Raw genomic sequence first — 1,702 nt, forward strand, 5'->3', positions numbered from 1 at the left:
AATACTAGAAACACCCACTGCGGTATTGATCAGCGTTGGCCATAGGCAGCACAACGATACCGTGACAGCTGAAGTGATAAAGGATTTCGAAAACATTGGGTCGTTTGATACATACACAGCACTCACGACCATTGTTACCAATGGCAACCACGCAAGCGGTGACACCGGTTTAAATAACTGAATTAAAGGGTTAATCGCAGCATATGCCGATTTACTCAAGCCACATAAAATCCCTAATGGCACGGCGATAATTGATGCGATAAAGAATCCAGTTGCAACCGTACCTAAGCTCGTCCAAATTTGCTGGAAGAACGTTGGTGCGCCTGTATAAGGGCGGATTTTAGGCACGTAGTCTGGATCTTTTGCCATACGCGCTTCATTGCGTTGTTCTTGTCGCTCATAAAAGGCTTCTGCCTTAGCAACCTCTGCCTGATGTTCATTCAATAGATTCTTTGATTGTTCCCATACTTGAACAGGGCCTGGGAATTGGCCTAGCGAGGTATCGATGTTTTGTGCTGCAGCGTTCCACAGACCTAAAAAACATACTAACCCAAGCAAGGGTAATGCGAGTGCAGTCGAGAGCTGCTTCAATTTTTCACCTACTTGGCTTAATCCACCAGTAGTAGGCATCACCGCTTGTTTAAACATATCTTTCTCCTTTATGCCTATAAAACTTGCCCAGTGCGAGGACTATGCACTCGGCAAATTAGGCTATGTGCTAACTTCGTTAAGGCTTAAATTAAGTCTTTGCCTTTCAAACCTATTGGGAACTTCTGCAAGTACTCATTTGGTTTTGAACCATCGTAAACGTGGTCGTCAATGAAGTGTGTTTGAGGTGGCTTAAAGCCAGTTTCTGAATCGAATTCAGGGAAATCAGAAGCTTTCGCTTTACCTTCTTCGATCAATGCTTTGGCTGCTGTCGCGTAGATATCTGGACGATATACTTTCTTAGCCGTTTCCATGTACCAATCATCTGACTTATGCTCAGAGATCTGCCCCCAACGACGCATCTGTGTTAGATACCAAATTGCATCACTGTAGTAGGGGTAAGTCGCGTTGTAACGAAAGAATACGTTGAAGTCTGGAATCTCACGCTTATCGCCTTTCTCGTACTCAAACGTACCCGTCATACTGTTAGCAATAACCTCGTAGTCAGCACCAACGTAGTTTGCTTGAGATAAGATTTTTACCGCTTCTGGACGGTTAGCGTTGTTGTTCTCATCCAACCATATTGCTGCGCGGATCATCGCTTTTACAACGCGAGCATGCGTATTTGGATATTTCTCTGCCCACTCGTTACTCACACCGAAAACTTTCTCTGGGTTGTTCTTCCAAATTTCGTAATCCGTTACAACTGGCACACCAATACCTTTAAATACTGCTTGCTGGTTCCACGGCTCGCCCACACAGTAACCATAAATAGTGCCGGCTTCCATCGTTGCTGGCATTTGTGGTGGTGGAGTAACCGAAAGCAATGCATCTGCATCAATCTGACCGCTGGTATCACCTTTATGTGGTGCGTAATAGCCAGGGTGAATACCACCAGCAGCTAACCAGTAACGTAACTCATAGTTGTGCGTCGATACTGGGAATACCATACCCATGTTAAATGGCTTACCTTCGCTCTGATATTTTTCAACAACAGGCTTTAGTGCGTCAGCTTTGATTGGGTGCACTGGCTTGCCATCTTCGTGAGGAATAT

At 44.9% G+C, this 1,702-nt stretch carries 2 protein-coding genes; both read right to left on the reverse strand.

Translation table 11 applies throughout. From position 1 onward, the window contains the following. Positions 1 to 648 (reverse strand): ABC transporter permease (locus tag A3739_RS03740; protein ID WP_369821084.1); only part of this gene is annotated, 648 nt, incomplete at its 3' end. 86 nt (positions 649 to 734) lie between these two features. After that, positions 735 to 1,702 (reverse strand): CmpA/NrtA family ABC transporter substrate-binding protein (locus A3739_RS03745; RefSeq protein WP_068500374.1); only part of this gene is annotated, 968 nt, incomplete at its 5' end.

The organism is Oleiphilus sp. HI0067 (assembly GCF_001635735.1).